The sequence below is a fragment of the Haloarcula sp. JP-Z28 genome (assembly GCF_011440255.1).
Taxonomy (GTDB): domain Archaea; phylum Halobacteriota; class Halobacteria; order Halobacteriales; family Haloarculaceae; genus Haloarcula; species Haloarcula marismortui.
This window is the reverse complement of sequence record NZ_JAAOHT010000010.1, coordinates 1-13,848: the sequence shown is the minus strand read 5'-3', so window position 1 is coordinate 13,848 and position 13,848 is coordinate 1. Positions and strand designations below refer to the sequence as shown.

Here is a 13,848-nt window from a genome sequence, read left to right as displayed (position 1 = left end):
TATGACTCACGTCGTTATCATCGGCGCGTATGGCAGTGCCGGGGCCGCAGTCGCCGGCGACCTTGTCGAGGCGGATGGCATCGAACTCACGCTCATCGACAACGGCGAGCCCGGCGGTGGGCTCTGTATCCTTCGTGGCTGTATGCCGTCCAAGGAAGTGCTCTCCGCAGGGGCCCATCGCTTTCAGGCGCGCCACGACGAACGCCTCGTTGGCGACGTGCCCGAGGTTGATCTGGAAGCCGTCGTTGAACGCAAGGACGACCACGTGCTGAGCTGGGCCGGGCACCGCCGAGACTCCGTTCACGAGATGGCCGAACGCGACGACGTGACATTTATTCACGACACCGCCACGTTCGTCGACGAGCACACGGTCCGGGCTGGCGGCGAGGAACACGAGGCCGACTACGTCGTCATTGCGACCGGTTCCAGCGTGAACGTCCCGGAGACGCCCGGCATCAACGAGGTCGACTTCATGACGAGCGACCAGGTGCTCGACGCCACCGAATTCCCCGACTCCGGCATCGTGATGGGCTTTGGCTACATCGGGATGGAAATGGTGCCGTATCTGGCGGAGGCCGGCGGGATGGAGCTTACCGTTATCGAGCACGACGACCGGCCAATCGACGAAGGCGACCCGGAGTTCGGCGACGAGGCGCTCGACATTTACGAAAACAACTGGGACGTGACCATTCCGACAAACTGCTACGAGAAGGAACTGGAAGAGACCGAGGACGGCGGCGTTCGCCTCACCGTCGAGTACGACGACGGCAGCGAGGAGACGTTCGAGGCCGACCAGCTGTTCCTCTTTACCGGCCGTCGGCCGACCGTCGAAGGGCTCGGGCTGGAGAACACACCGGTCTCAGTTGACGGCGACTGGGCGAGAGACACGATGCAGACCCGCGACGCCGACCACATCTACGCCGTTGGCGACGTCAACGGTAAGGAGCCGATTCTCCACGTCGCCAAGGAGCAGGGCTTCACCGCGGCCGAGAACATCGTCCGACAGGAAGCCGGTGGCTCGCTCGAAGCGTACCGAAACGTCCACCACCACGTCATCTTCTCCGGGCTGGGTGTGTATCCGTTCGCTCGCGTCGGCCACAACGAGGAGACTGCAAAAGAGGCTGGCTACGATATTGTCACGGCGACCCGACAGGCCAGCGACGACGGCGTGTTCAAATCGAAAGACGTGCCCGAGGGGCTTGCAAAGCTCGTCGTCGACGCCGACGACGGGACAGTGCTCGGCTGGCAAGGCATGCACTACCACGCGGACAGCTTCGCCAAGACGTTCCAGACCATCGTTGAGCTCGGCCTTGACGTGCGTGACCTGCCGGACCGGGCCTATCACCCGACGCTCCCAGAGAACGTCGATGGCCTCATTCGGGACTGCGTCGACCAGTTATAATCAGTCGACCTGGACACCGGTCACGTCGAAGCGAACCCCGCCGTCCTCGCTTTCTGGGACAGTTATCCGGCCGCCGTGTGCGTCGACGATTTCGGAGACGATAGCCAGCCCGAAGCCGGTCCCGTCGTCGCTCGTGGTGTAGCCGCGCTCGAACACCTCGTCACGCTCGTCTTCGGGAATCCCGGGACCGTCGTCCGCGACGTAGAACCCCCGGCCGTCAGCGAGGGTCCCGACGCAGACGGTCACGGGGTCGTTGCTGTGCTCCACACTATTTCGGAAGAGGTTTTCGAAGAGCTGCTGAAGCCGCGTCTGGTCGCCCGTGATTCGTGCGTCCGTATCGACCCGTTCAAGCGTCGCGTCCGAGCTCTCGACGGTGTCCCAGGCGGCCGTGATGATGTCGTCTAACGACGTTTCTGTCGCGTCAATGACCTTGTGGCCGCCGCGAGCGAGCGCGAGCACGTCGTCGATGAGTTCATCCATCCGTTCGAGTGACCGCCGGAGCGATTCGACGTGCTCCGGGTCTCCGTCGTACTCCTCGTTGACAAGCGTGAGCCGGCCGACCGCGACGTTGAGCGGGTTCCGGAGGTCGTGGCTGACGACGCTGGCAAAGTCCTCCAGACGGTTACGCTGGCGAGTGAGTTCCTGCTCACGGCGTTCACGCTCCTGTTCGTAGCTGATCCAGTTCCCCATCAGTTCGACGAGCGTGACTTCCCACTCCGAAAAGGAATCACGGCGTTCCGTGCCGTAGAAGCAGAACGTCCCGTACACCGACCCGTCGACGATGACGGGCGTTCCAAGGTAACAGGAGATTCCCATCTCCGTGTAGCCGGCCTTGGCGGTCAGCTCAGGGCGGTCTGCGGCGATATCAGCGAGCACCAGCGTTTGCTCCTCAACGACGGCCCGTTCGCAGTTCGTGGCGTCCAGCGGGACTGCATCGCCCGCCTCGATAGCTCCCGTCCGGTCGCGGACGATTTCGAAGACGTACATATCGCCATCGATGTGTGAGAGCGCGGCCGTTTCGGCTTTGAGGGCGTTCTGCCCGATTTCGAGGAGTCGCTCGACCTTCTCCTCGAAATCCAGGTCTTTGCGCGAGATGACCCCGTAAATCTCTCGCAGCGTCCGCTCTCTACTCCTGATCTCTTCTTCGTGCCTGTGCCGCTCAGTGATATCACGGAAGTACACCGAAATTCCGGTTGGCGATGGGTACACGGACACGTCGAACCACGTCTGTAGCGGCTCGAAGTACCCTTCGAAGGATGTTGGCTCCTGCTTGGTCATCGCCCGTCGGTACTGCTTGCTGAACTCCGTTCCTTCTATCGACGGGACAGCCTCCCAGATATTCTGCCCCAGCAAGTCAGCAGTATCCCCGTCCAATGCCATCGCACGGCCGATGACGCGCCGGCCACGTTCGTTGAGGTAGGTAAACTCCCAGTCCTCGTCCACCGCGAAGAACCCGTCTGTCATCCGGTCAAGGATGTCTGCCTCCTCCAGATAGCGGGCGACAGCAGCGGTAATCCGCTGTCGGAGCAGCTCCGTCTGTTCTGAGAGCGGTGTCTTCGTCACGTAGTCCGTGACCCCGGCCGAAATGGCATCGCTGGCCACGCTCTCATCGCCGTCGTCAGTAAAGAGGAGGAACGGGAGGTCAAAGGACTGGTCCCGGACAGCCCGTAACAGTTCGATTCCGTCTCGGTCCGGCAGTCGATACTCGCTGACGACACAGTCGTAGGACGCGTTTTCGAGTGATGTGAGTGCGTCGTCCGCCGTCTCACACACCGTCACAGTAAATTCGTCGGGGCTCCCGCTCAGTGTCTCCGTGACTGCCGTGATGTCGTCGCAGTCCGCGTCAACATAGAGAACGCGTACCCGCCCGGCAGTTCCGTCGGCCCCGTGACGGTTCGGCGTGGCCATGGGTGTATCCATACCCGTTTCAGGGTATGTGGGGATAAAATTGTACCGCCGGTAGGCTTTCATTACCAGGGTTTTACCCCGTGTATAGCGACTGAGGGGTCAGTCGGGCCGGCAAGCTGACAGGACTGGAATCTCGTCGATGCGCTCTGTCGAAAGCGCGTCCCAGTCGACGCCCGCTGGCGTCGTATGCGTGGTCGCCGTCTCGACAGTGCGCTCCGGCGTCACAACCCAGTCCATCGGCACGTCGTGGTCGTCGACGGGGACAGTGGTGTCGACGACGCCTTCGAGGCCGCCAACAATCTGAAGTTCGTGGACCGTCGTCACAACCGGTGTCGTCTCGTCGACCAGTCCCAGTTCACGGAGAACAGCGTATTCGAGGTCGCTGTACCCCTCGCCTTTCCCGATGCGCGCGCCGTCCTCGGTGACTGCGACCGAGCCCGACACCACGAGGTCGACGCTCCCGACCGCCTCGGGGCCCACTTGCCGGGCGTGGTCCGCGACGTTCGACACCGCCGGCGCGGCCTCGATATCGTCGAGTTCGGCGGGGTCGAGTTCGTAGAAACACTGCTCGTCCCGGAGCCGTGGCACGGCCATATACACCGTTTTGCCGGCCCGCAGCGCCGCCCGGCGGACCGGGAGCTGTGGCGAATCCGGATTCGCCTTCACCGTCTCCGCGGCGTCCCAGACTGCTGTCTCGGTCAGGCGCTGTGCGGCCTCGTTTGCGCCTTCGAAGTTCGGAATCCGGTCGTGGGGCGGGAACGGGAATCGAGCGATACCGCCTTCTTCCAGCGCGTCCCAGACCGTCTCGCGGATAGTTTGTTTATCCATGGCGCTATGGCCTCCGGCGGCGGACCTGCTGTATGCAGACCAGCGTCAGCAGTGCGGCAAGCGCCCCAACAGCCGTGAATCCGGGACCACTGGCGTCGGTCGTGGACTGTTCAGTGCTTGGCGTGTGGTCCGCGGGCGTGGGCTCGCTCGTTTTGGTCACCGCCGACCGGGGAACGTAGCTGTCGGCGTCGTAGCGGTCCGGATAGAGCTGTGCAGTGGCATTATGTGCGAACGAAACCACACTGCGGGGCGCGGGCTGATTGATGTTCCGGACCTGTACGGCGACCGTCGAATTGGTCTCGCCCGCGGTCGTGCTGGCGTAGGGTTCTGTCTCCGCGACGGTCGCTGTGTTCTCGGTAACAAAGAGCACGTCCGGGTCGAGCTGAAGGATGACCTCGTCGCTGAGCTGTGGGTACTGTGTGTGGTTACGGGCCGCAACGTTCTCCGCGCCCGCGAGTTCGATGAGCGACGTGACGAAGGTGTTGCCCGCCGCCACGTACCCCCCACCCAGCGGGTACAGCGCGGTCGGTCGGTCCTCGACATCGGCGGTGACTTGCCGGACAGCGTCGACGTTCGCGTCCATCCAGGCGTTCGCTTCGCTCGCGCCCTCGCAGTTGCCGGTCAGTCGACCGATGGTCGTTGTCTTTGCTCGAATGTCCTCGATAGTTGTCGCGGCGGGGAGGTGATACACGGTGACCCCGGCCTGCCGGAGCGGGGTTACGTCACCGGCGCTGGCGTTCGGTGCAATCACCAGGTCCGGGTTCGTGCTGACGACGCGCTCGACGTTGACGCCGAAGCTCGCGGAAACGTTCGTCCGGCTCTCAGCGCCGTCCAGATAGCTTGCATACTGTGTGAGCCCGACAACCTGAGGACGACCGCCGATCTCCCACATCGTCTGGGCGGCCGAGGGGTTGGTCGTCGTCACCCGCGCCGGGCGCTCCTCGATAGTGACCTCGGTCCCGGTCGCGTCGGTCATCGTGACCGGAAACGAGCAGCCCTCCGCCTGTGTGGCTGCTGTTGCTGAAGCTGGAGTGATACCCGCGAACGAGCCGACGAGCAGGACAAAGACACAGACGAGAGAACGTCGTCGCATACCATAGGCGGGTGTCAGGAGCAATAAATACTTATCTACTGCAAGTGGGCTTTCATACATGCGTTTCGCGGGTCGGACTGTCGGGTGGTCGGCGGGGCTCGTCGCCGTCCTCTGTGCCGTGGTGACGACGAGCGCCGGCATCGGCCCGGTGTGGATTCCGCCTGCCGATGTCGGGAAAGTGCTGCTCAACGCTGTCGTCGTTCCGACTGGCATCTCGATCTCCGGCCCTGCCGTCGACGTGACCACGGCTCACGTGTTTTCCTACGCCGTAAGCGACCTCCAGACACAGATAGTCCTACAGGTCCGACTCCCCCGGATACTGCTCGGTGCGGTCGTCGGCTTCTCGCTTGCCGCCGCGGGGACAATCATGCAGGGTATCTTCCGGAACCCGATGGCCGACCCGTCTATCATCGGCGTCTCCTCCGGCGCGGCGGTCGGCGCGGTCGCCTTCATTGTCGCGCCAGTCGTCATCCCGTTCGGGCTCGGGCTCCGCGGCGCGGCCTTCGCAGGAGCGCTGGTCGCGGCCTTCGGCGTCTATCTCATCGCGACGCGGAACGGCCGCACACCGGTCGCGACGCTGTTGCTGGCCGGCGTGGCGATACAGACGTTTCTGGGCGCGGTGGTCTCGTTCCTGTTGCTCCACAGCGGTGAGAGCATCCGCCGGGCGCTGTACTGGCTGATGGGCCATCTCAAGGGCGCGTCGTGGCCCGAAGTGACCACCAGCGTCGTACTCGTCGCTGTCCCGTTCGTCGTGTTGCTCGCGTACGCACGCGACCTGAACGTGATGCTGCTGGGCGAGGAGGACGCCCAGAGTCTCGGTATCGAGGTCGAACGGACCAAGCGGGTCCTGCTCGCGCTGTCGGCAGTCATCACGGCAGCGGGCGTCGCCGTCGCCGGCATCGTCGGCTTCGTCGGCCTCATCGTCCCTCATGTGATGCGGCTGCTCGTCGGCCCGGACCACCGGATACTGCTCCCGACGGCAGCGCTCGCCGGCGCGTCGTTTCTCGTGGCGACGGACACGCTAGCACGCTCGGGTAGCGCCGAGGTCCCGGTCGGCATCGTCACCGCCGTCCTCGGCGCGCCGTTTTTCCTGTACTTGCTCCGGAAGCGGGAGGTGCACGAGCTATGAGCGAGCAGACCGCGCCCGAAGGTTCGGACCCAGAACGGGACCGCTCCGGGCCGATGCTTGACGTGTCTGACCTCGCGGTCTCCTTCGGCGACCAGTCGGTCGTCTCGGACGTCGATTTCAGCGTCGACCGTGGGTCGCTCGTCGGCCTCGTCGGTCCCAACGGCGCGGGTAAGACGACCGTCCTGCGAGCGGTGAAGGGGACACTCGACCCGGACGCCGGAACGGTTCGCGTCGACGGCGAGCCCATCCAGAGTAAATCCGCGAAAGCGGTGAGCCGCCTCGTCGCGAGCACGCCACAGGGCACCGCACTGTCGTTCGACTTCAGCGTCAGGCAGACCGTTGAGATGGGGCGGACACCGCATCTCGGCCGCTTCGACCGGATGGGCGAGGGCGACCGCCAAGCTGTCGAGCGAGCGATGGAGCGTGCGAGCGTTGCCCAGTTCGCCGACCGGCCGTTCACCTCGCTGTCTGGCGGCGAGCGCCAGCGGGTCCTCCTCGCTCGGGCACTGGCACAGGAGACACCGGTGCTCCTGCTTGACGAACCGACGGCGAGCCTCGACATCAACCACGCCGTCCGCACGCTTGAACTGGTCCAGACGCTGGTCGAAGACGGGAAAACGGCCGTCGCAGCGATACACGACCTCAATCTGGCCGCGCGGTACTGCGACGAACTGGTGTTGCTCGCCGGCGGCGGCATCCGCGCCGCGGGCCGTCCCGCCGATGTTCTCACGAGCGACACGCTCCGTGACGCCTTCGACGCGAAGACGCTGGTGACGACCCAGCCCGGCACCGACGCGCCACTTGTGACGCCGCTTGCTGAACAAGAGTCTGTCACCCGTCGCGTTCACGTCGTCGGGACCGGCAAGCCGGCGGCGTCCGCCGTCTCGAAGCTCGTCGGAGCCGGCTGTCAGGTCAGTGTCGGCGTTGTGCCTGCCGGCGACGCAGCCGCCGAGCGAGCCCGGGACCTCGACTGTGAGACGGTCACGGTCCCAGCCTTCGCCGGCATTGACGACGCGGCCCGCGAGCGCGCAGTTGACCTCGCCGCTGCCGCCGATGCTGTCGTGATAGCGGGCGAAACCGGTGACGGCAACAGCCCGGTCGTCGAGGCTGGCGGTACCTACCTCGCTGTCGAGACGGATGAGAGCGTCCACGCCAGCACTGCTCACGACACCGTCCCACTGGCTGCACTCCCTGCAGCGGTGGGGTCCCTGCCGCCCGCAGCGGAACGCGATGCGACACCGCCGCTCAATCAGTCTACCACTGACTGAGTCACCGCCGACTGAGGTATCCCGGGCGAGAACAGCAACACCGATACTTTTCGCACCCATACATCACCCGTGGACGACACGATTTCGTGGCTCCGGGACCGGCCGTACTACGAGGGACAGATCGTCGACCAGCGGACGGTCCTCGGCCGGGGCGCGCAGACCGCGGACTGCGAGATTGCGGACCGCCTCGCCAGCGTCCTCGAAGACCGGGGCATCACCGACCTCTACACGCATCAGGTGGACGCAATCGAAGCAGTCCGGTCCGGTGACAACGTTGTTCTCGCAACCGAGACAGCGAGCGGGAAGAGCCTCGCCTACACCGTTCCGGCTTTCGAGCGGGCGCTGGACCGCCGGGCGACGACGTTGTACATCGCGCCACAGGTCGCGCTCATCAACGACCAGACCGAGACGCTGTCGGAACTCGCGCAGGGGCTGGGCTTCGCCTCCGGCGTCTCCGTCGCCCAGTATACCGGCCGACAGTCGAAATCAGAGAAGGAGGCTATCCGGGAGCGCCAGCCGACCGTGTTGTTGACCACGCCGGATATGCTCCACTACGGCATTCTGCCCCATGCCCACCGACTGTGGGACTGGTTCTTCCAGCGGCTCGAAACCGTCGTCATCGACGAGGTCCACGGCTACCGCGGCGTGTTCGGCAGCCACGTCTCGCTGGTGATGCGCCGCCTCCAGCGTATCGCCGAGCGGTTCGACGCCGGCGGAGATAGCAGCGAAAGCAACGGCAGAAGGGGCGACAACGCAACAGCGGGCGGCCCTGAGTGGGTCTGTTGCTCGGCGACCATCGGCAATCCAGTGGAGCACGCGGCAGCGGTCACCGGCCAGCCCGAGCCGTCGTTCGCGCTGGTCGACGAGGACGCGAGCGCCAGCGGGCCGCGGCACTGGCTGCTGTGGAATCCGCCGGAGTACGAGGGCGACGGCTGGGGGAGCGGCCGCCGGAAGTCGAATCACGTCGAGACAAAACAGCTGTTCGTGGACCTCGTCGAGCGGGGCCTCCAGACGGTCGTCTTCGCCGGGTCGCGCCAGACGGCCGAGCGGTACGCCAGCGACAGCGCCGACGAACTCCGGAAGCGTGGCGAGCACGACCTCGCCGATGGCGTCGGCGCGTATCAGGCCGCACTGACCGACGACCGGCGGCGCGAACTGGAGCAGGGCCTGCAGTCGGGGGACCTGCGCGGCGTCTGGTCGACCAGCGCGCTCGAACTGGGCGTCGATGTCGGCGGCCTCGATGCCGTGCTGCTGGACGGCTACCCCGGCACGCGGATGCGGGCCTTCCAGCAGGCCGGGCGGGCCGGTCGCGGCACCGACCCCGCCCTGGTGGCGCTGGTCGGCGGGGAGGACCAGCTGGACCAGTACGTCCTGCGCAACCCCGACGCGCTGTTCGAGACAGGGGCCGAGCAGGCCGTGACCAACCCCGAAAACGAGCAACTGCTCCCGGGCCACGTCCACGCAGCCGCCTGCGAAAACTGGCTCTCGCCGGACGACGACCGTCATTTCGGCGAGACGTTCCCCGACGTGGTTTCCGGCCTCGAATCGGCCGGGAAGCTCGACCGCCGCCAGACCGACCAAGGGATGCGCTGGCTCGGTAACGGCAGCCCGCACCACGAGATGAACCTGCGGACCGTCGACGACGGCGAGGTGAAACTGGTGGCGAAAGGCGACGTGATAGCGAAACTCTCCGTCGAGGACGCATTGCGGGACGCCCACCCCGGCGCGATTTACCATCATCAGGGCCGGCGCTACGAGGTGACGGACCTCGACCTCAACGCGGGTGTGGCAGAACTCGACCGGACGTGGGCCGACTACTTCACCCGCGTCCTGCACGACAAGACCATCACCGTCGAGGCGGACCTGGCGGAGCGGCGACTGCCGACCCGCGAAGACGTGCCGGTCCGCTTCGCGTCCGTGACGATGCGCAAGCAGATCACCGGCTACGAGCGCCGCGACGGCTCCTCAGGGGAGGTCCTCGGACAGCGCTCGCTCGATCTACCAGAGACGACGCTGGAGACGAAGGCGCTGTACCACACCGTGCCGTCGGACCTAGAACGCGAGATACGGCAGGGTGCGTACGGGGCTGAGAGCGGGAGCGAAAGCGGCGACGGCGTTCAGTCCGGCGATGCGGTGACCGACGGCGGCGACGACGGCGACTTCCCAGGGGCCATCCACGCCGCCGAGCATGCCATGATTTCGATGTTCCCCTTTGAATACCTCTGTGACCGCGGCGACATCGGCGGCCTGTCGACGCCGCGCCATCCCCACACCGGCGAACCGACCATCTTCATCTACGACGGCTATCCCGGCGGCATCGGGCTAACGCGAGCGGGCTACCACGATATTGGGCCGCTGATGGACACCACGCTGTCGATGCTGACCGCGTGTGACTGCGCCGACGGCTGTCCGGCCTGCGTGCAGTCGCCCCACTGCGGGAACGCGAACGACCCGCTGGACAAACACGGCGCGATACATTTACTGGACGGGTTGTTGAATCGATAACAACCCCTCTCATTCCGGCGGTGGTTCAGGCGTCATCCGCCGCTTTCGGCAGCGTGAGTCCGACAACGGCCCCCCGCGGCTCGTTATCTTCGACCCACACGTCGCCGCCGTACGCGTCGACCAGCGTTCGGACGAGGTAGAGGCCGACGCCGGTCCCTTCACTGTCCGGTCGCTTCTCCCCGCGCTCGAACACCGTCCGTTTCTGCTCGTCCGGGATTCCCGGGCCGTTGTCGGCGACAATGACGTTGACTACGTCTCCATCATCAGTTGCGTCGACGACGACTGACGGCGTTGCCGAGTCGTTGTGCTGGATGGCGTTAGTCAGGACGTTCCGGAACACGGAGGACAGGAGTTCGTCAGCTTGGACCTGTACCGACGGGAACTCATCCGGGACGGTAACCTGTGCGTCAGTGTACGTCGCTGTGATGTCTTCGGTCACCGAGGACAGGACTGGGCCGAGGGCGACCGGCTCAGTCTTCCAGTCCGTCTGTCGCATTACCGTCGCAAGGTTTCCAGCCGTCTCAAGCAGTTCTGCGGCCGACTGGCTACTCTCCTGAATCCCGTCGACGTGTTCTAGGGCGTCGCCACTGCACTGGTCCCGGAGCAACTCCGCCCGGCCGGTGATGGTCTGTAGGTGATTCGTGAGGTCGTGACGGACGATCTGGTTCAACAGGTCGAGGTTGTCGCGTTGCCGCTTCAGCTCCCGCTCGCGCTCGATCCGTTCGAGGGTCGAGAGTACGTTCTTCCCGAGGATATCGGCCAACTGCGTCTCACGCTCAGTCGGTTCGGCTCGCTCATCCGTCCCAGCAGTCAAAAGCCCATATTCTGCGAGCGGGACGGTGATACCGCCATGCAGCGGTGCATCAGACGCGGCTTTTTCTTCCGAAACCAGAACTCGCTGTGTCTCGTCGGATTCGTACTGTTTCCACAGCCAGCTCCCATGCTCATGTCGCATTACCTTCCCCGGGTCAGCAGGGGCCTCGACGTGCTCCCGGAGTGGCTCGGAGATGGTTACGGCTTTGAGTTCGCTGTCGGTGGCCTCCCAGAAGACACTGAAGGGAAAATCGAGAATTGCTGTTGCAGTCTCAACTGCGACTGCCGCGACCGCAGACTGGTCTTCGGCGGCCATCAGTCGCCGCATCGCCACATGCAACTCCCCGATCTGGTCAGCTGAGGACGCCTGATAGGGGAGGGAGTCGGAGTTTGACCCCATTTTTAGTTCCTTATTTCGACCTGAATATAAATGTTCTATTTGTATGTCAAAAGTACACACCCAACGTGGCTGTCAATCACTGCTCGCTCGCAAACTCTATCCACATTCGGGTTTCGTTCACCGCTACGACGACTAGCTGAAGTCTTCCAGTCGTAACTGGTCGGGGTGGATACCGTCCGGTTCGCTCGCGCCGAGCAGCCGGGGAAGTGCCGTGTTCGCGAACGTCATGCCAACGACGAGCAGTATTGGGGCAAAGAAGAGGCCGTAGAACCCCAGCACGACCGGTCCGAGCGTGTAAGCGAGCATCAGGAGCCCGACGTGTGTGCTCTCACCGCTGAGAAGTGGCCGGAGCAGCAGGTCCGGAATCGTGTCGACGACGACCACGGCGATGAGGAGGAATCCAAGCACGTACGCAAGCAGCGACGATTGGCCGTCAAGCACCACCGGGAGCGCGGTGATGCCGGTCAGTGGGAGATAGATTATTTTCATCCCAACGACAGGGATCAAGCTCGCGATACCGGTCAGCGCGCCGGCGAGCGTTGGATACGGGACCTCGACAGCTGCCGGCGCTACGACGTTATAGCCGGTGAATGCAGCGATGGCGATGAGCGATATCGCCAGCACGTTCAGGAGATTGCCGAACAGCACCGCTTCCAGCTCCTCGTCGACAGCTTCGAGATACTCGCGGATAATGGCCCCGTCATCGAACCGGAGCAGCCACCCGCGGATGCGTCGTCCGTCTACCAGAAGGTAGTACGTGACGATGGTCGTGATGAACAGATTGAGGAAGAACTGGGAGGCGACCGACGTGAGTACCATGGCGTTCTCGCTGAGGAAGTCAACGAACGGCTTGAGCTGTCCCGACTGGTAGGCGCTGTACAACCCCTCTACGGTGAGGTCTGGCACAGACTCCGCGCCGTCCAGCCAGCTGACGTGTGTTGCGGCCACGTCGACGAGCGCGTACTGGGTGACAAACTGCCGGGCTTCGATGATGAGGAGGACGGCCGCATAGCTGACGAGCAACAGGAGCGGAATCGCCAGCGAAGCCATGACGACGACCGCACGCACCCGCGCCGGAAGGCGGAGCCTGCGCAAGGAGGTGTAGTACCGTCGCGTCGAGTAGTAAAGGAACACGGAGACGGTCAACGCCGCGATAAACTGATATGCGAGGACGCCGACCACCACCGCGACAGCGAGACCAAAGAGGGCGACGACGAAGCGCTTCTCGTCCATATACATACCATCTTATGAACAGGTATAAACGTACGGGCGCTGCGAATCTCGCAGACAGCACGGGGTCGATGCTGTACCGACCGGTAGCTATTCGGTTCGCTCGTGCGCCGGCCTGACGCCGTCGTGGACCCCGATGTCGCCGGAGAGTTCGTGCTGGCTCGTGTCACTGAGGTCGATGCCCTCGGCGCGGCAGTCGGCCTGCACCTGCTCGATAAACGCAGCCCTGACCGACGCGAGCCGATTCCGCCGTTCGTTGGGAATCCAGATCCGGCCTGTCAGGATGACCGCTGTCGACGCGAGGTCGCTGACTCTGGCTGTCGGTGCCGGCTTCTCCGAAACGTGATCGAGGTCGCGGGCGGCGTTCGTGATGATGGCCTGTACCGTCTCGATATCGGCGTCATAGCTCACGCCGAACCGGTAGGAGATACCCACCGGGCCTGTTGATGTCTGGTTCGTCACCGCGCTCGTCGCCAGCTCCGTGTTCGGGACGATGATGCGCTCGTTATCTGGCGTTCGAATCCGCGTCACTCGCAGGTCGATATCGACCACCGTGCCCTGCATCCCGTTCCAGGCGATGATGTCACCGACGTTCAGATCCGGGTCAGTCACGATGAACGCGCCAGCGACGAAGTTCCCGAGCACGTCCTGTGCCGCCAGCCCCACCGCCAATGTGATCCCTGCGGCCAGCAGCGTCGACCCCGCGAGCGCCCCCCGAAAGCCTGCAACGCTCGCTCCGATGACCACCGCAAAGACGACCGACAGCAGGTGGACCGCGCTAGTCAGCGCACTGGCGACCGTTTTATTCGTCGCCGTCCGTGACAGCGCCAACCGGACCGCTGGTACGACGATGAGCCGGCCGACAGCGTAGAGCAGCGCCGCGGCGGCGAGGAACTGCGCCCCGTCAGTCGCGAGTTGTCCGTACGTCGAGACGATGTCGATATCCAGGCCCGCCGGGAACTGCATACCGTCTCTCGTAGCCCAATAGATATGAAATCAGGGTGTCACGTCGGGCTGGTAGCGACCACGGCGCTGCGAGTCTGGTCGTGGCTCCGCCGCTCGTTCTTCGAGGTCGGTTCGCGCACGGCCACGCCATACGCATCACCCGACGCGCTCGTTTAAAATCAACCCCACTCGGTGAATTCTAATGAGTGAGGAATCTTTTGTGGGGTCGGTTCGATGTGCTTGCAATGGGACGCGAGCGACGCAAAGAGATCAAGCGTCACCTTCCGGAGGAGAAGCTCGACGAGCTTCTCCATGACGCCGAAGATA

11 protein-coding genes are annotated in these 13,848 nt (G+C 64.3%); 5 read left to right on the top strand and 6 right to left on the bottom strand.

All coding sequences use genetic code 11. The features are described from left to right. The first annotated feature begins 1 nt into the window (after position 1). Entirely contained in the window at positions 2-1,402 is a 1,401-nt protein-coding gene (locus G9463_RS06290; protein WP_165896261.1) for an NAD(P)/FAD-dependent oxidoreductase, read from the top strand. Here the strand turns inward: G9463_RS06290 and G9463_RS06285 are convergent, their stop codons facing one another. The 3 genes from G9463_RS06285 to G9463_RS06275 form a co-directional block, all read right to left on the bottom strand. Further along, the gene (locus tag G9463_RS06285) at positions 1,403-3,322 is read right to left on the bottom strand and encodes an ATP-binding protein (protein ID WP_165896260.1); all 1,920 of its coding nucleotides are present in this window, start codon (positions 3,320-3,322) and stop codon (positions 1,403-1,405) included. An 87-nt stretch (positions 3,323-3,409) separates the two neighbouring features. After that, complete coding sequence (locus tag G9463_RS06280) at positions 3,410-4,138, bottom strand: 5-formyltetrahydrofolate cyclo-ligase (RefSeq protein ID WP_165896259.1); 729 nt, start codon at positions 4,136-4,138, stop codon at positions 3,410-3,412. A gap of 4 nt (positions 4,139-4,142) precedes the next feature. Continuing rightward, positions 4,143-5,231, bottom strand: coding sequence for a PGF-CTERM-anchored ABC transporter substrate-binding protein (locus G9463_RS06275; protein WP_165896258.1), 1,089 nt, complete (start codon positions 5,229-5,231; stop codon positions 4,143-4,145). Positions 5,232-5,289: 58 nt separating this feature from the next. Here G9463_RS06275 and btuC point away from each other — a divergent pair, with 58 nt between their 5' ends. From btuC to G9463_RS06260, 3 genes are all read left to right on the top strand, one after another. Next, complete coding sequence (gene btuC, locus G9463_RS06270; RefSeq protein ID WP_151147063.1) at positions 5,290-6,360, top strand: vitamin B12 ABC transporter permease BtuC; 1,071 nt, start codon at positions 5,290-5,292, stop codon at positions 6,358-6,360. Continuing rightward, entirely contained in the window at positions 6,357-7,628 is a 1,272-nt protein-coding gene (locus G9463_RS06265) for an ATP-binding cassette domain-containing protein (protein WP_165896257.1), read from the top strand. The genes btuC and G9463_RS06265 overlap by 4 nt, the downstream gene beginning before the upstream one ends. Positions 7,629-7,697: 69 nt before the next feature. Continuing rightward, entirely contained in the window at positions 7,698-10,133 is a 2,436-nt protein-coding gene (locus G9463_RS06260) for a DEAD/DEAH box helicase (RefSeq protein ID WP_165896256.1), read from the top strand. Between the two features lie 25 nt (positions 10,134-10,158). Here G9463_RS06260 and G9463_RS06255 read toward each other — a convergent pair whose 3' ends face one another. The 3 genes from G9463_RS06255 to G9463_RS06245 all read right to left on the bottom strand — a co-directional run bounded on the left by G9463_RS06255 (position 10,159) and on the right by G9463_RS06245 (position 13,542). Next, positions 10,159-11,346, bottom strand: coding sequence for a sensor histidine kinase KdpD (locus G9463_RS06255; protein ID WP_165896255.1), 1,188 nt, complete (start codon positions 11,344-11,346; stop codon positions 10,159-10,161). 132 nt (positions 11,347-11,478) lie between these two features. Beyond that, positions 11,479-12,579 (bottom strand): AI-2E family transporter, encoded by a 1,101-nt coding sequence (locus G9463_RS06250; protein WP_004963941.1) that lies wholly within the window; start codon positions 12,577-12,579, stop codon positions 11,479-11,481. A gap of 87 nt (positions 12,580-12,666) precedes the next feature. Beyond that, positions 12,667-13,542, bottom strand: coding sequence for a mechanosensitive ion channel family protein (locus G9463_RS06245; protein ID WP_121303745.1), 876 nt, complete (start codon positions 13,540-13,542; stop codon positions 12,667-12,669). Between the two features lie 24 nt (positions 13,543-13,566). Between G9463_RS06245 and G9463_RS24290 the strand changes: the two genes are divergently transcribed. Then, on the top strand, positions 13,567-13,698 hold the full coding sequence (locus G9463_RS24290) for a hypothetical protein (protein WP_255458678.1): 132 nt from the start codon (positions 13,567-13,569) through the stop codon (positions 13,696-13,698). Positions 13,699-13,848 lie beyond the last annotated feature (150 nt).